The sequence below is a fragment of the Rhizobium sp. P2_G9 genome, from assembly GCF_056403475.1.
Genome location: NZ_JBFUFK010000060.1, coordinates 1 through 19790, shown reverse-complemented (window position 1 = coordinate 19790; position 19790 = coordinate 1). Strand labels below are relative to the sequence as shown.

Below are 19790 nucleotides of genomic sequence, written 5' to 3'. Positions count from 1 at the left end.
CAGACTTAACCCGTCCCCGGCTGCAAACCCACCCGCTGTTTGACGAGAAGATCCACCAGATTACCCGCTTCCTCGGCGATGGCCGGTACGGTGCCCGACTTTCGCGTCACGGCGTAATCCAGCCCGGCGAAATAGAGACCGGGAACCATGCCTATGCCATCGTCGTGAATGGGTTGGCCTGACGCGTCGAGCGCATCCGGAAGCGTCAGCCAGGAAAAGTCGCCGGAAAAGCCGGTGCACCAGATGACCGAGGCGATGCCGCTCGCTGCGAGATCGAGCGACCGGATCGGCGGGTCTGCGAGGCGCGGCGCGACCATCTCGGCCGGATCATCCTCGGCCGGCGGTGCATCGAGCCCGGCGCGCTCGATATAGGCATCGACCACCCGCTTCACTTCCGCCGAGGCTTCGTCGGCATAGCGCATGTGATCGCCGAGCTCGTCGCCGAAGACGAGGTGGCCATCGACAAACCCATGGAAACGGCCGAGCAGTACCACGCCTTGGGCGCTCAGCGATTGCAGGCTGATCGTATGGGTGGCGCCGAGCAAGGGGCGCGCCGGCAGACGGCCGTATTTGTCGATAATCTCCCGGCGCGGGACGTCGGCAAAACCCGACAGCGTCAGCCAGTTGAACATGTCGCCGCCCCGATAGCGGCGCACGAGCCGGCCGTTGCGGCTTGTCGCCAGAAACACCCGCCGTCCGGCTTCGACCAGATCCTCGGCGATCTGGCCGCCCGTCTGGCCGCTGCCAACCACCAGCACCGCACCATCAGGCAGTTCGGAAGGGTTGCGATAGGCCGAGGAATCGCGCTGCAAAACACTCGCCGGCAAATCGGCGGAAAAGCACGGCCGCAGCTGGCGGCTCTGGTTGCCGGTGGCAACCACGACCGTCCTGGCCAGCAGCGTGTCGCCATCGGTGGTGACCAGAAAAATCCCGTCGGCCCGATCCAGCCGCTCGACCGCCACGCCCTGACGCACCGGCAATCCGTGCCGGGCAACATAAAACTCCAGATAGGCGACGAATTCGTGATGCGTGACCGCGCCCCACGGGTCCGGTCCGTCATAGCTGTCGCCGGGCATGATCGAGCGGATATTGGTCGAATTCAGCCGGAAGGAGTCCCAGCGCTGCACGCGCCATGTCTCCCCCACCCGGCCACGCTCGAGCACGCAATGCGCCAGGCCCTGTCGCTGCAGGAAATAGCTGACAGCAAGCCCCGCGGACCCCGCACCGATGACAACCGCGTCCAGAATCCCGCCCATGCGTCCCCCCCCCGCGTGCTGCCGCTCATCCCCAGACGCGCGCGAGCATACACCAAAGTGCAAATGGCCGACATTGCCGGTCCGGCAAATTCGTCGACCGGATCTGTGCCATTGCGGCCGCTCTCGGAACATTCCGGCCTGCACCGCGTTCGAAGCCTCGCAGGAGTCTCGTTGCACACCAGGCATCCTGTAGAGCCGCTCTCGCCCACGGGTGAAGCCGGGCGCATATTGCGCGCCGCCCTGCAATGCAGAGCGGGTGGGAGCGACCGAAGCAGGAGGTGATCGTGCGACATAGGCCCAATTGCGACTTGCGGATGAACCGGTTTGAGCGGTCCGGCCTGCTCGCTCGTCCCCGCGCTGAGGGAAGCGGATCGTCGTCGGCAATCGGGATCGAGGCCCTTACGCACCTCTCCTGCCAAGGCCTTGCAAGGCCAACAAACTTCTTGCGTTTGGTCAAAAAGACCAGCAAAACTGCAAGCGCCTGCATTGGAACTCGTCCGAGTTCCAGATCAGCTCGAATTCAGGAAGCGGTCAGCGCGATCGCTTTCACGTCCGCATCCGGAACGGGTTGGAGGAGCCGATCCGGATCGTACGACGTCGACTGCGCCGTTGAGCGTGGCCATGCCGTCGCGGGAGCTCTCCTCATATGAAACCGTGTACCGCCAAAGTGCGCCGCAAAGGCAAGGGAGGAACTTGAATGTCTGACAGCATAAAGCAACCCGCCATCTGGACCCGTCGCCAGACCCTGTTGACCGGCGCGGGCATGGCCGGCGCGGCGATGCTTCCCATGGGTTTTGCCCGATCCGCCTTCGCTGACGACAAGCCCGCCATCGGCACCTGGCCTGCCGGATCGCAGGGCGACACCGTGTTTGTCGGCGCCTCGGTGCCGCGCACCGGAACCTATGCGGTGCAGGGCGAAGATGAGCTCAAGGGCTACCAGCTCGCCATCGACCACATCAATTCCGGCCACGAGCTGATCAAGGCATTCTCGCCCAAGACGACCAAGGGCGTGCTTGGCAAGCAGGTGAAACTCGGCGTCGCCGATTCCGCCGCCAAGCCCAACGAAGCGGTGCAGGCGCAGCAACGCTTCATCAGCGAGAACAAGGCTGTCATGATCACCGGCGGCACGTCGAGCGCCGTCGCGGTGGCGCTCAACAAGCTGGCGCAGCGCGAAAAGGTTCTGTTCGTCTGCGGCATTTCCGGCTCGAACGACACGACCGGCAAGGATTGCGTGCGTTACGGCGTGCGCCAGAACTTCTTCGGCCAGACCGCCGCCTCCGCCATCGCGCCGGTCATTATCAAAGAGTTCGGCAAGAACATGAAGGTGGCGTATATGACGCCGGACTATACCTATGGCCACACCGTCACCAAGTCGATGCAGGACAAGACCGCCGATGCCGGCTGGACGACCGTGACCAACCAGGTTTCGCCGCTCGGCACGCCGGATTTCTCCTCCTACCTGCTCAATGTCGCCAATTCCGGCGCCGACGTGCTGGTCAACGTCAACTGGGGTCACGATGCGGTGCTGTCGATGCAGCAGGCCAAGCAGTTCGGCGTGCTCGACAAGATGAAGCTCGTCGTGCCCTACCAGGTGCCGTTCCTGGCGCGCGAAACCGGCGGCCTGATGGAAGGCGTCTATGCCGCCACCGAATATTGGTGGACGGTCGAGGACAAGTTTCCGCTCGCCAAGATGTTCAACGCCGAATTCGAGAAGAAATACGGCTACAAGCCGGAATGGGGCGCCGAAAACGCCTATGTCAGCTTCGCCCATTGGGCGCATATGGTCGAAGAGGCCGGCAGCTTCTATCCGCCGGATGTGATCAAGGCCTATGAAAAGGGCGAAACGATCCCTTCGCTGACCGGCGATGTCCATTATCGTCCCGAAGACCACCAGTGCGTCCGGCCCGTGATGATCGTCAAGGGCAAGAAGGCGGCGGATATGAAGAACAAGCAAGATTATTACGACATCGTCGAGATCGTGCCCGGCGACGGCCTGATGCAGAAGCCGGATGCCTTCGGCTGCAAGCTTGGCGACTATATGTGACCTATCGGATCGAAGCGGGCCGGGCGGCCCTGCCGCCCGCGCTACCTGCCCGCCCCATCGAGGGGCCGGGCGAACGACAAGGGGATCCGGTAAGCCGTTATGATCAATTGGGCTAATTTCGTCTCGCAACTGTTCAACGGCCTTGCGCTCGGGGCGTTGTTGGCGCTCATCTCTTCGGGTCTGACGATCATCTATGGCACGCTCGGCGTGCTGAACCTCGCACATGGCGCAATGTTCATGCTCGGCGGCTATGCCGGCTATGTGGCCTACACATATACCGACTCCTTCGTCGTCGCGGTGATCGCCGGCTCGCTGTTCGTGATGATCGTCGGTCTTCTGATGGAGCGGCTGGTCATCCGCCACTTCTATGACCGCCCGGATGAAGACCAGCTTCTGGTCACCTTCGGCATCGGCATCTGCTTTGTCGAGATCGTCCGCTTCTTCTTCTCCAGCGATTCCAAAATGGTGCCGCCGCCACCGCTGCTGCAGGGCATTACGCCGCTCGGTTTCATGCTCTACCCCACCTATCGCCTGGCGGTGGTCGGCATTGTCGCGGTGGCGCTGATCGTCCTGTTTCTGGTTCTCTACCGCTCGCGCCTCGGCATGATCGTGCGCGCCGGCATCGAGGATTCCGTCATGGTCTCCTCGCTCGGCATCAATGTCCACCGCGTGTTCATGATCGTCTTCGGCATCGGCGCCATGGCCGCCGGCTTTGCCGGCATCATCAATGCGCCCGTCGTGTCGCTGACGCCGGGCATGGGCGACGACATCCTGGTCGAAACCTTCGTCGTGGTGGTGATCGGCGGCGTCGGCTCATTTCCGGGTGCTGTGCTGGGCGGTCTGATTGCCGGCGAAATCATCAGCCTGACATCCATGGTCAACCCCGGCTACGCCTATGTCATGCTGTTTGCGGCGATGACGCTGGTGCTGGTGCTGCGGCCTCGCGGCCTGCTCGGCAGCCAGGGCAGAGAATGAGCGTGGTCGCCTGATGCTGAAATCCCGTCCCTTCCTGATCGAGGCGCTGACCGCAGCCGGTCTGCTGATCGCCCCCTTCATCCTGCCCCATCTCGGCTTCGCGCCGAACACGGTCAACCGCATCCTCGTCTGGGGCCTGTTCGGCATCGGCTTCGACATCTTGTTCGGCTTCACCGGGCTCTTGTCGTTCGGCCAGTCGGCCTTCTACGGCACCGGCGGATTTGTCGCCGCCTATCTCTTGACGATAGCCGGCTTTCCCTATGTCATCCCCGCCTTGATCATCGGCATGATCGCGGCCGGGATCGTCGGCTATCTCATCGGCCTGATCGCGCTCCGGCGAACCGGCATCTACTTCGCCATGATCACGGTTGCGATCGCCGAAGTCTTCTTCTTCGTCGAGTTCAATCCGCTGGCGGACTTTACCGGTGGCGAAAACGGCCTGCCGGGCGTGCCCACACCCAGCCTGCCGCTCGGCTTCACCACGCTCAATTTCGATACAGGCTGGGCGCTCTACCAGTTCCTGGCGGCGTGCTACTTCATCGGCATCGTGCTGGCTTTGCGCATCGTGCGCTCGCCGGTCGGCGCGATCTTCAGGGCCATTCGCGAGAACCCGCTGCGCGCCACGGCCGTTGGTCACAACATCCACGGCTATAAGCTGGCGGCCTTCGTCATTGCCGCGGCCTATGCCGGCTTTGCCGGCGGCTGTCTCGGCGTTCTCCAGGCCTTCATGCCGCCGGATGCCTTTACCTTCGACACATCCGGCCAGTTGGTCATGCAGGCGGCGATCGGCGGCACCGGCACCCTGTTCGGCCCCTTGCTGGGCGCCGCGGTCTGGCTCTTCCTGCAGGATTTTCTTCAGGGCGCCCTTGGCCTCGGCGCCGCCTGGAAGCTCGTGCTCGGCCTGGTCTTCGTGCTTCTGGTCTGCTTCCTGCGCCACGGTTTGATCGGCGGCGTCGTGGATCTCTATGCACTCGCCACCGGCAAGCGCGCCACGAGCGAACCCGAGGAGCAGAATCCGGAGCCTGTCGCCCAGCCGGCGGCCGCGAAGATGGCGCCGACCCCGGCAGCCCCAGCCCACCGCCATACGGAAAACAATGTGGGCGGCCCGATCCTGCAGGCGACCGGCCTCACCCGGCGCTTCGGCGGCCTGGTCGCCAACAACAATATCGACTTTTCCGTCAATCATGGCGCACTGCACGGCATTATCGGCCCGAACGGCGCCGGCAAGTCGACCTTCTTCAAAATGCTGACCTGCGAGCTGCCGCCATCCTCCGGCAGAATCGTCTTCGAAGGCCGCGACATCACCGGCATGTCGGTCACCGATGTCTGCCAGCTTGGCCTGACCAAGAGCTATCAGGTCAACCAGCTGTTCAACCGGCTGACGGTCCGCGAAAACGTCACCGTCGCCGCGCTTGCGGAACTGCGCGGCCGGTTCAGGCTCGACCTGTTCCGCAATATGAGGAAGATGCCGGAACTGAAGGACCAGGTCGAGCATACGCTCGAACTGGTCAATCTGACCGGCCGCGTCGACACGCCGGTCTCCGACCTCGCCTATGGCGAAAAACGCCGGCTCGAAATCGGCCTGGCGCTGGCCTCGTCGCCCAGCCTGTTGCTGCTCGACGAGCCGCTTGCCGGCATGAGCCCGCGCGAGCGGGTGGAAACGGTCGCCCTGTTGAAATCGATCAGCCAGGGCCGCACCATGGTCGTCATCGACCATGACATGGATTCGCTGTTCGAGCTCGTCTCCAAGGTCACCGTGTTGCAGGAAGGACGCGTGCTGGTGGAAGGCACGCCCGATGAGATCAAGAGCAATGAAAAGGTGCAGGAAGCCTATCTCGGCGGCATGCACGGGGTGTTCGAATGAGTCTTCTGGAGGTCGCAGGGCTCAACGCTTATTATGGCGACAGTCATATCCTGTTCGACGTGTCGATGCATGTCGAGCGCAACGAGGTCGTGGCGCTGCTCGGCCGCAACGGCGCCGGCAAGTCCACGACGCTGAAAAGCCTGATGGGCGTGGTGACGCCGAAATCCGGCTCGGTCAAGTTCGATGGTATGGAGATCGCCGGCAAGAAAAGCCACGCCATCGCTCAGGCTGGCATGCAGCTCGTGCACGAGGACCGGCGCGTCTTCGGCAGCCTCAATGTCGAGGAAAACCTCGTGCTCGCCGGATTGAGTGCCAGGGGCAAATGGCCGCTCGAGCGCATTTACGAGATGTTCCCGCGCCTCAAAGAGCGCCGGACAAGCCGCGGCACGGACCTGTCGGGCGGCGAGCAGCAGATGCTGGCCATCGCCCGCGCGCTGATCCGCGACCCGAAAGTGCTGCTGCTGGACGAGCCCTTCGAGGGCCTGGCCCCGATCATCGTCCGCGACCTGCTGGCGACCTGCAAGACCCTGGCAGCGGCCGGGCAGACGATCGTCATCGTCGAACAGAACATCGCCGCCGCGCTTTCCATTGCCAACCGCGTCTATATCCTCAACAACGGCCATATCGTCAGCGAAGGCACGTCGCAGGACATCAAGGCCACACCGGCCATCCTCAGCCGTTATCTCGGCGTGTAGAGACGTCGGCTGAAATACCGCCTTGCAATGGGCTCGAAAGGACAGGACGGAGCCAGCCCATGTGTCGGCCCAGCCCACCAGGGACGCCTGAACGCCCCTCTCGACCGCACTCACCCCGGCCGATAAATCTGCGTCACCGACCCCTTCGGAAACACTTTCGTGCTGACCAGCTCCAGCGGCCGCGGCGCGGCAATATCGGCAAAGATCGGTAGGCCCTTGCCCAGCACGATCGGATAGACCATCAGCATATAGCGATCGACCAGATTGCCGGCGATCAGGCTGCGCGCAAACGTGGCACCTCCATGCGCAATGATCGGCTTGCCATCCATCGCCTTCAGCCGGTCGATCTCCTCGGCCAGATCGCCGCTCAGCACAGTGGCCTCGGCCCAGCTCTCCGCCCCGGCCTGCCGCTTCAGCGACGCAACACCTGCCACGACGGTCTCCACCATCTTGGGCGCTTCGAGGATCGCCGCCCCCTGTTTGGAAAACACCGCCTTGGGGATCGTGTTCATCGCCGGCGCGAACACCGTGGTCGAGGTCGGCCAATAGGAAGCCATGCCGAGAAAGGTGCGGCTGCCCATGATATGCAGCCCGGCATTGGCGACATTCTCCACCTTCCAGGCAATCGCCTCCTGGTCGCCGGAAAATATCCATTCAATCTCGCCTTTGGGGCCACTGACAAAACCGTCGAGCGACATGGACATGGTCAGGATCAATTCTCGCATTTGGATCTCCTTGCATTGGTATGGTCCAAGGACGGGCGGTGTGGATGGGTTCCGACAGAGCGATGCGGATAAATCGAAGATCAATTTCGGGTGAAGGTCAAGATCGTGGCTTGGCAGGGGATTGTCGACTTAGTCTGCGCAGTTATACTGATCAGGACGGTCATGGCGCTGCGGAGAAGGCTGCACATCCGTGCCACGGAAGGCGATGCATTCCCATGTGAGGGCAGGATGTGGGAACCAAGCTGTAGAAGATCTTCTTTGGCCCATCGCGCATGGCGGTACCCCCCTCTGCCCTGCCGGGCATCTCCCCCTCAAGGGGGGAGATTGGATGGGGCATCGCCCTGCCCAAAACTTCTGCCCCGCACCCTGTACTCGACATGGATTTGAGGCGAAAAGCGTGCCGCTTGCCAATCTCCCCCCTTGAGGGGGAGATGTCCGGCAGGACAGAGGGGGGTAGCCACAGATGCCTTTGCTTACGTCCTTTGACGGGCAAAGGAATATCTTGAAGACGACAGTCGGAGAGTGAAGCAATGACCCAGGCGAGTAAACCTTATGACGCCGGCAAGCGGGACGAGCTTTTGCGCGACCGTGAAAACGCTGCTTTCTACTTGGAGCAAATACTGGAGGGCGGCAATATGGAGCTTTTCCGAGAGGCTTTGCGCCATGTCGCAAAAGCCCGGGAGGGTGGTGTGGCCGGAATTGCCAAAAAAGCCAGCCTCAGCCGGGAAAATCTGTATGACGTCCTTTCCAAGGAGGGCAACCCCAAAATGGAAACCATCAACAAGACGCTTGCGGCCCTGGGCCTACGGTTTGCGATCACTCCGGCCCACCAATAATGGCAGTCGTTGAAGGGCCAGAATCAGGCACTTTGGGCACGCTCCGCAGCCCACCGACGTCGCTCTATTTCGATCGCGTTTTCCACGACGGTCCACATTGCGGTGGCGAACCGGTGCATGGATGCCAGATCCATCTCTTCGTTCCGGGAAGCCGGGGCAAACCGGCTTATCCCCGCTCTCAAGCCTTGGTGTTTTTGCTTGAGACACGCGTGTAATGTGGCGGGATCGCTGACCTCGGCAAAATAGCAGTCATCGCGGTCATAGACATAGGCGCAACCGCCTTGCTTCACGATGCTCCAAATTGGCCCGGCTATGCTGTCCTGCCATCCTTCCATCCACGTCCAATGCGTTCGCCCGCGTCTGCTTTGCCAATAGTGCGTCGAAAACGGGTAGATGAATGCCGCCTCAAAGTCGGCATTCAGGTCGATTGGCCTGTCGTTGCTCATCGTCGGGTAATGCAAGGGTCGATAGATGGCAGCGGAAGGCGGCGCCATTGGACCACACTGGATCGTAGCCGCGCCACATCACGAATGCAACAGCGGCACTTCAAAACCCAGGCATTTCGAGCCAAGCCTACCCCTGCTCGATCTCCAGGATGTTGCCCTCGGGATCGCACATATAGACAATGCGACAGGGCGCCGCCGCCGTCCCGAAATTGGTGATCTCGCCCAAGGCACGGCCGCCCCTCACGCCCTCTTCCAAACACCCTGCCCCAGATACCGCTCCACATCCTCTTCCGGCATCGGCCGGCCGAAGCGATACCCTTGACCAGCCGGACAGCCGAGCGCCAGCAAGGCCGCTTCCTGCTCCGCCGTTTCTATGCCCTCGGCGATCGTCTCGAGCCCGAGGTCGCGGCTCATGGCAATCAGCGCGCGGGTGATGGCGGCATCGGAGGTGTTGGCCTGGATGTCGCGGATGAAGGCGCGGTCGATTTTCAGCGTCGTCAGCGGATAGCGCTGCAGCGAGCTCAGCGAGGCAAAGCCGGTGCCGAAATCGTCGAAGGCGATGCCGACGCCCATGTCGCGCAGGTCGTTGAGGGTTTTGAGCGACCGTTCGTCGGAATTCAGCGCCACTTCCTCGGTGACTTCGAGCTCGAGCGCTGACGCGCCTATGCCGTGCCGGTCGATCGCATCGGCCACCTTGTCGCGCAGGTTAAGCGCGCGGAACTGGGTCGGGAACAGATTGACGCTCATCTTGACGGCATGGCCCAGGCGGTTCAGGCGGGCGATCTGCCGGCAGGCTTCGTCGAGCGTCCACCAGCCGATCTCGAGCGCCAAGGCACTTTGTTCGAGCGCGGGCAGAAAGGCTCCGGGCGTGAGCAGGCCTTTCTCCGGATGGTTCCAGCGGATCAGCGCTTCGAAGCCGATCACCGCCCCCGTGGCCAGCCGCACCTGCGGCTGGTAGTACATTTCAAGCTGGCCTTCATTCAGGGCCTTGCGCAGCTCGTCGCGCATGGCGCGGCGGGCCTGCGCCTCGCTGCGCATCGACTGGTCGAACAATCTGTAGCAGCGCCCACCCGCGGCCTTGGCGCGATAAAGCGCGAAGTCGGCGCTGGCCAGCAATTCCTCGGCGTCGCTACCGTGATGCGGCGCAATGGCGATGCCCAGGCTGGCGGCGAGGTCGAGCACCAGGCCGCCGAGATGAAAGGGCTTGCGGAACGCTTCGAGAATATCGGCCGCCTCTTTCTGTGCTGCCAGCGGATCGGCCGTTTCGGGCAGCAGCACGGCGAATTCGTCGCCGCCCAGCCGTGCCACCACGGCATCGGGCCGCAGCAGATAAGGCAGGCGCACGCCGACCGCCTGCAGCAGCGCGTCGCCGACGCCATGGCCATGCGTGTCGTTGACATCCTTGAAGCCGTCGAGGTCCAGCAATATGGCCGTCGCCGCATGGCCGGAGGACAGGCGGTCCTGGAGCAGCTGCATGAACTGATGCTTGTTGCTGAGCCCGGTCAGCGTGTCCTGCGATGCCAGCCGCATCAGCCGGCTCTCGCGCTCACGGCGCTCGGAAATGTCCTTGATCACGGCGCCGGCGCAGAGACCGCCCTTGCCTTCCCAGATCGACAGGGTGATCTCGATCGGAAATTCGCTGCCATCCTTCTTCACCGCCGAGACCTCGACCGTCTTGCCGCCGAGATTGGGCTTCTCGCCGGCGGCCACCCGCGCCAGGCCGGCCATATGTGCGCCGCGCATCCTCTCCGGCACGATGATGGTGATCGGCCGGCCGATCATTTCGCTCTTCCGATAGCCGAACAGCGCGCAGGCCGACGGATTGACGAATTCGATATCGCCCTTGCTGTCGATCGAGATCAGCGACAGGTTTGTCGCCTCGGCAAATTTGGCCACCGTGCTGGCGGTGCTGCGCCGCGTCGTCATCGTCTTCGCTATCCGATCGTTCGTCAAAAGCTACGCCCTGGCATGATAGGCCAACGACTTTAGAAAAAGGTGAATCAAACCGCTGATTGTGCGGTTTTGCCTCAAGCGGCGCGCTGTCGACCATTGCAGATTCACGATACGTCCGGGATACATTCTGCAAAAAGGCAGCGAGACAACTGGGATCGTGGGCGCTAGAATTCGCCGCGCAAATGGGAGCCGCGCATGAGTGAAGGCGAAAAGGCATTGCTGGTGCGTGTTCACGGCCGCGTGCAGGGCGTCGGATATCGCGCCTGGACGATTCACGAAGCAAAGCGTCTGGGATTGCGCGGCACGGTGCGCAACGAAGCCGACGGCAGCGTCAGCGCCGCGATCGCAGGCACGCGATCGGCAGTCGATCGAATGGTGGAACGCTTCCACAACGGCCCTCCCGGTGCAGCGGTGACCAGCGTTGAAAGCGAACCGCTCGATCCCGACCATGTGCCCGGCGATTTCCGCGTGCTGCGGTGACCCGATGGGGGCTCGGTGCACGTTCAAATTTTGCAGGCCGATAGACCGTCATGGCCTTCGGCGAGAGCGGGGCGCTGGTCGGACGGGACTGGCGTGGAGCGGCCGCATTGCCCCTGAGCGGACCCGGCGAAGAGCACGAATTATTGGACGATCAGATAATCGTGTAACCGCTGCTTGAGGAATTCGACCACATCCGGATAGCCTAGAAACGCATCTACATGCATGACCGCCCATTGTTGTCCTTCATTGCCGAAGGGGCGGCCGCCCGCTCAGAAGAGTGTTGGTTGCTCCGGACCTGATGGCGCCGGCGGTCCATCTCCCCCATCATTGTCATCATCGATCGGATCAATGATGTCCGGCGTGTTGTTCGCCGGCTTTCCGACCTTCGAACCGATCTTCCACATCTTCATGAGATGATCTGGATAGGGCACCAACAGATCGTGCGGGTCGGGCTCGATGCCGAGCCATCTGTCATAGTCCTTGCGATGTAGTATGACAGGCATCCGGTCGTGGATTTGCGCCATCAAAGCATTGGGCTCGCAAGTAAGCACCGCAAAGCTGCGCAGATCGAGCCCGGTCACCTTGTCGCGCCAGGTCGACCAAATGCCAGCGAGGCAGAACGGCAAGTCATCGGCCATGCCGATGGCATAGGGCTGCTTGTTCTTGCCGGTGCCGTAAATGTCCTTCCATTCGAAAAATCCGGAGATCGGCACCAGGCAGCGCTTCGATTTGTACGATTGCCGGAACATGCCGTTCGTCGCGACCGTCTCGGATCTTGCGATGATAGGCGGCGGCCGCCCATCGCCCTTGCCGTCCTTCGACCAGGGCGGCACAAATCCCCATTTCGCGTTCACGGCGCGTCGGCCCAACACTTCGCTGTTTTCGGAGGCCGCATTAATGATGATCGGGTACATCTGCCCGGGAGCGCCATTCCACCGTGGAAGCTGCGCTTCCACGTCGGGCACGCCATCGATATCGTTGAAGCCGAAATACGAGAGCATTCGCTCCAGTGATGTCGTTATGTAAATCCGGCCGCACATGGCCACACTCCGTTCACGGAGAGACTGGCGTTGGTGATCACGGGAGTCAAGCTTTCGGGTTCAACCATTGCGTCAGCAGGCCGGAAACCATGATGTCCATGTCATCGCCGGCAGGTCTTTGCAACTGCCTGCTTTCAGCAAGCTTGATAATCGCAGCGAGCGCTTCCTCGCGGGTCCGAGCCTCAGCATCACGATCAAGACTTGTTCGCCCAAAGCACACTCCTATGCTAATCTCGCAAGGCATTTCGCTCGCTGCATGAGCGAGGCGTCGAGCAAGCTGTCGTCGGAAGCCCCACCACCCAATCTTGAGCCCCCCATGGAAAAGATCATCCTCGACTGCGACCCCGGCCATGACGATGCCATCGCCATCCTGCTGGCGGCAGCCAATCCCGCGATCGACCTGCTCGGCATCACCACCGTATCCGGCAACCACAATGTCGACAACACAACGCGCAATGCGCTGGCCGTCTGCACCGCCTATGGCATCAAGGTGCCCGTGGCCAAGGGGTCGCGCGGGCCTATGATCAGCGACCAGGTGCTGGCCGTCGAGATCCATGGCGAGACCGGGCTCGATGGGCCCGTGCTGCCGCCCGCCTCGTTCGAGCTCGACCCGCGTCATGCCGTGGATTTCATCATCGACACCGTCATGGCGCATGAGGAGAAGAGCGTCACGCTCGTGCCGGTCGGTCCCTACACCAATATCGCGCTCGCCATGCGCAAGGAACCGCGCATCATCGAGCGGGTGAAGCGGGTCGTGGTCATGGGCGGCGCTTATATGCGGGGCAACATCACCCCGGCTGCCGAGTTCAATGTCTATGGCGATCCGGAAGCCGCCGATGTCGTGTTCCGCGGCAAGTGGGACGTCACCATGGTCGGGCTCGACCTGACGCACCAGGCCCAGGCCACGCCGGAGCTGCAGGACAGAGTCCGCGCCATCGGCGGTTCGATCAGCCAGTTCATCCTCGATATCTGGGCCTTCATCGCCACCACCCATGGCGGCCTGCTGCAGATCGCCTATCCCGCCGTTCATGACGCCTGCTGCGTGGCGGCGCTGATCGATCCAAGCGTGTTCACCACCGAAAAGGCCGATATCCGCGTCGAGATCGCCGGCCGCTGGACCAAGGGCATGACGGTCTGCAATTTCGAGAAAATGGGCGGCATGCACCATTTCGGCGGCACGGCCAGCGAGCAGCGCGATTTCCGCCACACCGTGGCGATGCAGCTCGACCATGCGAAATTCTGCGACATGATCGTCGACGCCGTCGAGCGGCTGACCAGGGCGAAGGGTTGAGGTGCCGGCGTGCAGCTGGCTGCCGGGCGCGCGATAGGCGCTCGCATGTGTCGCCTATGCCCCGATATGCTGTCAGATCCAGGCAAACACGCGTGCTTCATGGCGACTTCGACGGCCCCTGTTGATTCCTGCAGCATAGGAACGGTCATGACGACGAATGCCGGATTTGACGCCACTTCGACTGTTGCGCTGTTTGGGGTACGTCACTTCATTCCCGCCATGACCGCGATCCTCTTTGCCACGCTTTCCGAGGCGATGGCCGGAAGCTACATAGCCTTGCTGGCCGTCGAAAAGATCGGAATGTCGCCCTTGGCGCTCAGCGGCTTCCTGACGACATCGGCGGTGTCCGGATTGATCGTCACCTCGATCTTCGGGCATCTTCACGACCGAAGGCCGGTGATCTGGCCCTTGGCTGTCTCCTTGCTGGCCAAGGCCGTCGGCTTCGGACTATGTGCCGTGCTCACCGAGATCTGGATGCTGGTGCTGGATGCCGCCATCCTGTTCGGCCTGAGTTCTGCCTCCTATGCGCTGCTGTTTGCACTGGCAAAGGGCTATCTTGACCGGGCCGGCGGCCTGACGGTGTCGCGCGGCATGGCAAGCCTGCGGCTTGCATCCTCGCTCATCTGGGCGGTCGGCCCGGCGATCGCAGCGGTGCTGGTGTCCTCGCTGGGATTCGAAGGCGTATTCGTCGGCGCCGCGCTGTTGGCCGCGTCCGCCCTGGCCGTCGTGATCGTCAGCCGCATTCAGGTCCTGCCTGGCGATGCGGAAACCCGACAGGCGCTGACCATGGCCACAGTCCTGCAGGCGGCGCCCGCCATTCTGGCACTGTCGGCATTTCATACGGCGATGTTCATGGGTTCAAATGCGATGGCGATCGTTGTCGCCCAACAGCTCGGCTCGAAGGACGATGTGGGACTGTTGTTCAGTCTCTGCGCCGGGCTTGAAGTGCTGGTGATGGCCGTGTTCGTTGTCAGGCCGGGCCTTTCGGGAAGTCATCGGCTGCTGGTCTTCGGTTTTGCTCTCTTCGCCGGATATTTTGCCTTGGCGCTGGCCTGGCCGACACTGACCTCGCTCTATGTCGGACAGACATTCAGGGCGGCGGGAATCGGCGTCATCAGTATTGTCGGCATGACGATGGTGCAGGAATTGCTGCCCGGCCGGGCCGGAGCCGCCTCCGCGGTTTTCGGCAACACGGTGAGCGTCGGCGTCCTACTTTCAGGCCTCGGTACCGGCCTCTGGGCCAATTGGTTTGGATATTGGTCGATCTTCGGTCTATGCCTGGGACTATGCGCCTTGAGCGGTGCAGCGCTTGCCTGGTCCCGGCGCAGGGCCTGATCACCGGCGCGACCAGCTGATCCGGCGATTGCCCGGATCCCCGCTCAGCCGACATGGAACCGCCCCGACGGCGCGCGCGGTCGCGCCCGTGTCGGTCGCACCGGTATCCAAAGCACCACACTTCGTTCTATAGAACGGATGTACCGGCGGCATTTCGAACGCGCCTTCCGTTGATCATCAGACCCAGGGAGTTGCTGCCGTGGCCACGTTTGAAAAGAAGCCGGCTGCCGCAGGCGGCTCTGGCGCCGGCGAGGTCGATTCCGCCTATGCCTGGTGGCGGCTCCTGCTCACGCTCATTCTCGGCACCGTCGCCTGTGTCGGCAACTGGTCTGTCGTGGTGCTACTGCCGACCCTGCAGGTCGAATTCGACACGGCGCGTGGCGGTGCCTCGCTACCCTATACCTGCACGATGCTTGGCTTTGCCTTTGGCGGCGTGGTGATGGGGCGCCTGGCGGACCGGGTCGGCATCGTCGCGCCGGTGCTGGTCGGGGCATTGCTGCTCGCAACCGGCTATATCATGACGGCGCTCGCCACGAATATCTGGCAATTCGCCGCCTTTTCGCTGGTCATCGGTCTGGGATCGGCGGCCGGATTTGCGCCGCTGATATCCGATCTCTCACTCTGGTTTTCCCGGCACAGGGGGCTCGCGGTCGCCTTTGCCGCCTCGGGCAGTTATCTTTCCGGCGCCGTCTGGCCGCTGGTGATCGAACATTTCCTCACCACGCACAATTGGCGGTCCATCCATATCGGCATTGCCGTGTTCATCCCGCTGGTGATGGTGCCCATCGGCCTGCTGTTGAAGCGGCGCCTGCCGACCGCGACCTATGCCCAGGCCCAGGCCGCAACGGAGACAGCCCGCAACGCGCTGGGCCTGAACCCCAATGTCCTGCAGGCCGTTCTCGTCGTCGCCGGCTTTGCCTGCTGCATGGCCATGTCGATGCCGCAGGTTCATCTCGTCGCCTATTGCGGCGATCTCGGCTATGGCGTGGCCGTGGGGACCGAGATCGTCGCCCTGATGCTTGGACTGGGTGTGGTCAGCCGCCTGGCATCCGGCGCGCTTGCGGACCGGATCGGCGCCGGGCCGATGTTGATCCTCGGCTCCTCCATGCAGGCGCTGGCGCTGCTGCTCTACCTGTTTTTCAACGGCAAGTCGTCGCTCTACATGATCTCCGGCCTGTTCGGGCTGTTCCAGGGCGGCATCGTTCCGATGTATGCGGTGATCATCCGAACATACCTGCCGCCACGCGAGGCCGGCATCCGCATCAGCCTGGTCATGATGGCGACTGTGCTTGGCATGGCTTGCGGCGGCCTCGCCGCCGGCTACATTTTCGACGCCACCGGCTCCTACCGCCTGGCCTTCCTGCACGGCTTTCTGTGGAACTGCGTCAACCTTGCTTTGGTGAGCTGGCTGATCCTATGGCCGAAGCTGCGTCAGCGGCGGCAAGACACGGTCGCGGTGTAAAGAGGCGGGCCTTCCCGCCTCGCGACAATTCTTTCGATTGACGGCGCAACGGTCCTGGCAAAGGATCCCCGGCGCGATGTCTGGAGCATGTCAGGCGGGAAGTCCGGCTGCGCTCAGCGCTGCGATCACCCGTTCCGACCGTTCGGGGTCGCGGTAGCGGTTTGAGCGCCGGACCTGCTCCTGGTCGATGTCCGCCTGCCTCAGCACAGCGTCCGCAACGGCGCGGCGGGCATTATCGGTCCGTCCCGCGAACCCATGGATGACCGCCATCATCAGATAGCCCCAGCTATCCTGCGGATTGGCCGCGATATAGCGATCGAGGCTCTCTATCGCGCCTTCGTCGTCGCCCAGCCACGCCCGGGCATGGCCTATGTGAAAATGGATCCAGGTCAGCGTCTGCGGCGACAGATGCGCCGCACGCTCGAGCACGGTCAGCCCTTCGCGCGGGTCGCCGGAATAGACTGAGATCAGACCGGAGAAGCCAAGCACCCAGGGGTCGCTCGGGCTGAGGCTGGCAGCGCGGCGGCAGAGCGAGACCGCCTCGTCATGGCGGTCGCGCAGCCATGCCACGCCGCCCAGCAGCATCGTCGCGATGGCCGTGTCCGGGCGCTGCTCCAGCACCTCCTTGGCGATGCGCTCCGCCTCGGCCAGCGCCCGCTCGCGGTCGTCGCCCTCAGCATAGTAGCGCGCGTCGTACCATAGGGTCTTGCCCAGCAGCACCTTGGCGCCGATATAGTCCGGGTCGATCTCAAGCGCTTCGTACAGGAGGTCCCGGGCGCGGCGGTTGTCGGCTTCGGACCACCGCTCGTGGTGCTGGTTGGCGACGACGCAGCGTTCCCAGGCGGCAAGGCTTCGCGTCTGGCCGTCCCACAGCCGTGCGAAGTCGCCGGTGGTCAATTTGACCTGCATGGCAACCGCGACCTGGCGGGTGATTTCGTCCTGCAAGGCGAAGATGTCGTCGTCGCCGCCTTCAAACCGGCCGCTCCAAAGCTGCCGGCCGCCGGCCGCCTCGACCAGCCTCGCGTTGACACGGATCTGGCCCGACGCGGCGCGCACGCTGCCGGTCAGATGCAAGCCGGCGGCGGCGCTGTCGGCGCGCAGCTCGATGCCGCTGATCAGGCTCAGCGACGATTCCAGATCAAGCCCGATGCCGGTGGCGAAGAACTCCTGCTTGGGATCGCTGATCAGGTTGGTGAAGGGCAAGATGGCGACCGTCGGTTTGGCGTCAGCGCTCGCGGGCGCGGGTATCGCCGCCGTCGTCGCCTCCGATCCGGACCAGCGCCAGGCCCGTATCGGCATGCTGATATTCTTCAGCCGCAACTCGCCCGCGACGGAAAAATCGGCACCGATCTTGCCCGTGACCTGTGCATGCACCGCGTCCGACACCAGAATGCCGCCCCGGGGCGCCTGCGCTTCGAGGCGGGCGGCGATATTGACACCATGGCCATAGATGTCGGATCCCTCCCCGATAATGTCCCCGAGATTGATGCCGATGCGCAGCACGATATGGCGGTCCGGCGCCAGCGCCTTGTTGGCCGCGCCGAACTTCTCCTGTAATTCCATGGCCGCCATGACCGCGTTGACGGCGCTGGCAAACTCGATCAGCACCCCATCGCCCATAAGCTTGACGACGCGCCCGCCATGCGCCTGCACCGTCGGCTCCAGGATTGCCTTCCGTCGCTCCTTCAACGCCTCGAGCGTGCCCGCCTCGTCTGCTTCCATCAGGCGGGAATAGTTGACGACATCGGCCATCAGGATCACGGCGAGGCGGCGATTGACGGTCATTCCGGGAGCTCCGCTTTGCACGGGCCTTCGACTGCGGGCATCGTCGTTTCCAGGGCGGGTTCTGGGCCAAGATTGCACTGTCCCGGCAGTCTGACAAGCCGGCCCGGCCGGAATCTGGGCAGGCTCTGATCGAGGTTTGAGCGGCCTTGGCGAAATTCTGCGACATGATCGTCGACGCCGTACCCACGGAGTCCCAATTGAGCCAGGGAGGGCGCCGCGCGTCCTCTCCCCCCCCTTGGGGGAGAAAAACCCGCGGCAGCCTTCCGTCAGACGATATGAAAATCCGCGTGGTTGAGCTTGTCGTTATCCGTGACATGCGCGAAAAGCACCCGGTCGAAATGGCCCTTCGCGCCGTCCCGGTCGAAATAGAGGTCGCCATCCGCCTTGTCGTAGAGGATCCGGTCGCTTGCATCGACGCCTGTGGTCGAACTAGCACTTGCGATCAGCTTGAAATCGTCCTTCGACAATGTCCCCAATGCCAGCCCCTTGAAGACCGCATCGTCGATGTCGATCGTATCGTCCTTGTGGCTGAAATCGCTGATCGTGTCGACATTCGAGCCTTTGGCCGCCGTGTCGAACACGAACGTATCCTTGCCGCCATTGCCCATCAGCGTATCGCTGCCACCGCCGCCGTCGAGCACGTTCTTGCCGCTATTGCCGGTGATGATGTTGGCGAGCCCGTTGCCGGTGCCGTCGATGTCGTCGGCGCCGAGCAGAACGAGGTTTTCGATCGTGGCGAAGTCGGCGAGATTGCGGCTGATGGTCGAGGTGATGGTGTCGATGCCGGCGCTATCGGTGACCGTGTCCAGGGTTTCGCTGCCGAGCACATACGTGTCGTTTCCACCCAGGCCGACCAGGTCGTCCTGGGCGCCGTCATTGCCGCCGCCGTCGAGGATATTGTCGCCGGAATTGCCGTAGATCGCCTGCGCCAGTTCATTGCCGGTGAGGTTGATCGGATCGGTGCCGGCGTCGTTGGTCGTCACCATGAATTCGACGTGAGCGCCTGCCGTCAATGTATAGGAGACGCTGACATGGACATAGTCCGCGTCGCCGCCGTCCGCTGCCTCGACGATCACATCGGTGGGACTGTCGACATAATAGTCGTCGCTGTGGCCGCCGCCGCTCAAAGTATTGGTGCCGGTGCCGCCATGGATCTGGTCATAGCCGGCCCCGCCGGTGATCACGTCATTGCCCGCACCGCCGTCGAGGCTTTGCGGAGAACCGAAACTGTCTGCGCCATTGCCGCCATCGATCACATCGTCGCCTCTGCCGCCGGTGATCGTGTCGACACCATCGCCGCCGCTGACGGTCACGGCTGTCAGCCCGCCATAGAACTGGTCGTCGCCATCCCCGAGATCGGTGCTGCCCTTTATGATGCCGCTTTCGTTGTGGACGATGTCGTTACCGCCGGCGAGGTCGAGGCCGCCGCGCAGGATGCCGGTATTGGTCACGAGTTCGACGGATGTCGCACTGGTTGCGGCGACCGACGACTGAATCCCATTTCCCACGGTTCCCGAATTATCGATCGTGTGGGTGCCAGCAGAGCCGGAGTTGAAAAAAATAGCATCACCCACGACTTGAAAAAAATAGCATCACCCACGAC

At 62.9% G+C, this 19790-nt stretch carries 16 protein-coding genes; 9 read left to right on the top strand and 7 right to left on the bottom strand.

Translation table 11 applies throughout. From position 1 onward, the window contains the following. Window positions 1–5 precede the first annotated feature (5 nt). Window positions 6–1256, bottom strand: coding sequence for a flavin-containing monooxygenase (locus AC1DYF_RS34875; protein WP_477882749.1), 1251 nt, complete (start codon window positions 1254–1256; stop codon window positions 6–8). 697 nt (window positions 1257–1953) lie between these two features. On the opposite strand from AC1DYF_RS34875, the gene AC1DYF_RS34870 reads away from it, so the two are divergent. The 4 genes from AC1DYF_RS34870 (at window position 1954) to AC1DYF_RS34855 (ending at window position 6834) form a co-directional block, all read left to right on the top strand. Further along, window positions 1954–3300 (top strand): substrate-binding protein, encoded by a 1347-nt coding sequence (locus AC1DYF_RS34870; RefSeq protein WP_477882747.1) that lies wholly within the window; start codon window positions 1954–1956, stop codon window positions 3298–3300. Window positions 3301–3399: 99 nt separating this feature from the next. Further along, a complete protein-coding gene (locus tag AC1DYF_RS34865; protein WP_477882745.1) occupies window positions 3400–4275 on the top strand; it encodes a branched-chain amino acid ABC transporter permease in 876 nt (291 codons plus the stop codon). Window positions 4276–4288: 13 nt separating this feature from the next. Beyond that, entirely contained in the window at window positions 4289–6139 is a 1851-nt protein-coding gene (locus AC1DYF_RS34860; protein WP_477882743.1) for a branched-chain amino acid ABC transporter ATP-binding protein/permease, read from the top strand. Beyond that, window positions 6136–6834, top strand: a complete 699-nt coding sequence (locus AC1DYF_RS34855; protein WP_477882742.1) for an ABC transporter ATP-binding protein — start codon at window positions 6136–6138, stop codon at window positions 6832–6834. The genes AC1DYF_RS34860 and AC1DYF_RS34855 overlap by 4 nt, the downstream gene beginning before the upstream one ends. Window positions 6835–6944: 110 nt before the next feature. Here the strand turns inward: AC1DYF_RS34855 and AC1DYF_RS34850 are convergent, their stop codons facing one another. Further along, the gene (locus AC1DYF_RS34850; protein WP_477882740.1) at window positions 6945–7559 is read right to left on the bottom strand and encodes a dihydrofolate reductase family protein; all 615 of its coding nucleotides are present in this window, start codon (window positions 7557–7559) and stop codon (window positions 6945–6947) included. A 530-nt stretch (window positions 7560–8089) separates the two neighbouring features. On the opposite strand from AC1DYF_RS34850, the gene AC1DYF_RS34845 reads away from it, so the two are divergent. Further along, the gene (locus AC1DYF_RS34845; RefSeq protein ID WP_477882739.1) at window positions 8090–8395 is read left to right on the top strand and encodes an addiction module antidote protein; all 306 of its coding nucleotides are present in this window, start codon (window positions 8090–8092) and stop codon (window positions 8393–8395) included. A 23-nt stretch (window positions 8396–8418) separates the two neighbouring features. On the opposite strand, the gene AC1DYF_RS34840 is transcribed toward AC1DYF_RS34845, so the two are convergent. Together AC1DYF_RS34840 and AC1DYF_RS34835 are read right to left on the bottom strand one after the other, a co-directional pair. Further along, the gene (locus AC1DYF_RS34840) at window positions 8419–8889 is read right to left on the bottom strand and encodes a hypothetical protein (protein ID WP_477882738.1); all 471 of its coding nucleotides are present in this window, start codon (window positions 8887–8889) and stop codon (window positions 8419–8421) included. Window positions 8890–9081: 192 nt separating this feature from the next. Beyond that, window positions 9082–10767, bottom strand: a complete 1686-nt coding sequence (locus AC1DYF_RS34835; RefSeq protein WP_477882736.1) for a putative bifunctional diguanylate cyclase/phosphodiesterase — start codon at window positions 10765–10767, stop codon at window positions 9082–9084. A 222-nt stretch (window positions 10768–10989) separates the two neighbouring features. Between AC1DYF_RS34835 and AC1DYF_RS34830 the strand changes: the two genes are divergently transcribed. Further along, on the top strand, window positions 10990–11274 hold the full coding sequence (locus AC1DYF_RS34830; protein ID WP_477882735.1) for an acylphosphatase: 285 nt from the start codon (window positions 10990–10992) through the stop codon (window positions 11272–11274). A 269-nt stretch (window positions 11275–11543) separates the two neighbouring features. Here the strand turns inward: AC1DYF_RS34830 and AC1DYF_RS34825 are convergent, their stop codons facing one another. Beyond that, a complete protein-coding gene (locus AC1DYF_RS34825; RefSeq protein WP_477882734.1) occupies window positions 11544–12314 on the bottom strand; it encodes an SOS response-associated peptidase in 771 nt (256 codons plus the stop codon). A 316-nt stretch (window positions 12315–12630) separates the two neighbouring features. On the opposite strand from AC1DYF_RS34825, the gene AC1DYF_RS34820 reads away from it, so the two are divergent. From AC1DYF_RS34820 to AC1DYF_RS34810, 3 genes are all read left to right on the top strand, one after another. Next, window positions 12631–13605 (top strand): nucleoside hydrolase, encoded by a 975-nt coding sequence (locus AC1DYF_RS34820; RefSeq protein WP_477882733.1) that lies wholly within the window; start codon window positions 12631–12633, stop codon window positions 13603–13605. A 147-nt stretch (window positions 13606–13752) separates the two neighbouring features. Beyond that, on the top strand, window positions 13753–14940 hold the full coding sequence (locus tag AC1DYF_RS34815) for an MFS transporter (RefSeq protein ID WP_477882731.1): 1188 nt from the start codon (window positions 13753–13755) through the stop codon (window positions 14938–14940). A 199-nt stretch (window positions 14941–15139) separates the two neighbouring features. Beyond that, on the top strand, window positions 15140–16402 hold the full coding sequence (locus AC1DYF_RS34810; protein WP_477882730.1) for an MFS transporter: 1263 nt from the start codon (window positions 15140–15142) through the stop codon (window positions 16400–16402). Between the two features lie 90 nt (window positions 16403–16492). Here the strand turns inward: AC1DYF_RS34810 and AC1DYF_RS34805 are convergent, their stop codons facing one another. Then, entirely contained in the window at window positions 16493–18187 is a 1695-nt protein-coding gene (locus tag AC1DYF_RS34805; protein ID WP_477882728.1) for a tetratricopeptide repeat protein, read from the bottom strand. A gap of 266 nt (window positions 18188–18453) precedes the next feature. Further along, window positions 18454–19695, bottom strand: coding sequence for a calcium-binding protein (locus AC1DYF_RS34800; RefSeq protein ID WP_477882727.1), 1242 nt, complete (start codon window positions 19693–19695; stop codon window positions 18454–18456). Between the last annotated feature and the right edge of the window lie 95 nt (window positions 19696–19790).

Coding starts and splice junctions, on each gene's coding strand:
- AC1DYF_RS34875 (WP_477882749.1), bottom strand. CDS start 1,256: ATGGGCGGGATTCTGGACGCGGTTGTCATCGGTGCGGGGTCCGCGGGG.
- AC1DYF_RS34870 (WP_477882747.1), top strand. CDS start 1,954: ATGTCTGACAGCATAAAGCAACCCGCCATCTGGACCCGTCGCCAGACC.
- AC1DYF_RS34865 (WP_477882745.1), top strand. CDS start 3,400: ATGATCAATTGGGCTAATTTCGTCTCGCAACTGTTCAACGGCCTTGCG.
- AC1DYF_RS34860 (WP_477882743.1), top strand. CDS start 4,289: ATGCTGAAATCCCGTCCCTTCCTGATCGAGGCGCTGACCGCAGCCGGT.
- AC1DYF_RS34855 (WP_477882742.1), top strand. CDS start 6,136: ATGAGTCTTCTGGAGGTCGCAGGGCTCAACGCTTATTATGGCGACAGT.
- AC1DYF_RS34850 (WP_477882740.1), bottom strand. CDS start 7,559: ATGCGAGAATTGATCCTGACCATGTCCATGTCGCTCGACGGTTTTGTC.
- AC1DYF_RS34845 (WP_477882739.1), top strand. CDS start 8,090: ATGACCCAGGCGAGTAAACCTTATGACGCCGGCAAGCGGGACGAGCTT.
- AC1DYF_RS34840 (WP_477882738.1), bottom strand. CDS start 8,889: ATGGCGCCGCCTTCCGCTGCCATCTATCGACCCTTGCATTACCCGACG.
- AC1DYF_RS34835 (WP_477882736.1), bottom strand. CDS start 10,767: ATGACGACGCGGCGCAGCACCGCCAGCACGGTGGCCAAATTTGCCGAG.
- AC1DYF_RS34830 (WP_477882735.1), top strand. CDS start 10,990: ATGAGTGAAGGCGAAAAGGCATTGCTGGTGCGTGTTCACGGCCGCGTG.
- AC1DYF_RS34825 (WP_477882734.1), bottom strand. CDS start 12,314: ATGTGCGGCCGGATTTACATAACGACATCACTGGAGCGAATGCTCTCG.
- AC1DYF_RS34820 (WP_477882733.1), top strand. CDS start 12,631: ATGGAAAAGATCATCCTCGACTGCGACCCCGGCCATGACGATGCCATC.
- AC1DYF_RS34815 (WP_477882731.1), top strand. CDS start 13,753: ATGACGACGAATGCCGGATTTGACGCCACTTCGACTGTTGCGCTGTTT.
- AC1DYF_RS34805 (WP_477882728.1), bottom strand. CDS start 18,187: ATGACCGTCAATCGCCGCCTCGCCGTGATCCTGATGGCCGATGTCGTC.